Genomic DNA, 243 nt, shown 5'->3' with positions numbered 1-243 from the left:
AGTCCTGGTTGCTTCGATCCTCTTTATCCTGATCACGATCTTGAAACTGCGGGAAAAAGTGGTCGATGCCATTCCGACGGACCTCAAATACGCGATTTCAGCCGGGATTGGCCTGTTTATCGCCTTTATTGGTTTGCAAAATGGTAAATTGATCGTCAACAATTCATCTTCACTGGTTGGGTTGGGTTCATTCAACAATCCTCAGGTCTGGATTACTCTCTTCGGCTTAATCCTCATGATCAT

Annotated in this window: 1 pseudogene; it reads left to right on the top strand. The window is 44.9% G+C overall.

Annotation, left to right across the window (positions count from 1 at the left end):
- Positions 1-243 (top strand): annotated as a pseudogene (locus ACFIK0_RS09810) (NCS2 family permease); the annotation flags it as partial.

The sequence above is a fragment of the Bartonella sp. CL63NXGY genome, from assembly GCF_042194905.1.
GTDB lineage: Bacteria > Pseudomonadota > Alphaproteobacteria > Rhizobiales > Rhizobiaceae > Bartonella.
Note: the sequence above shows the minus strand (reverse complement) of the source record. Positions and strands in the feature narration are given on the sequence as shown.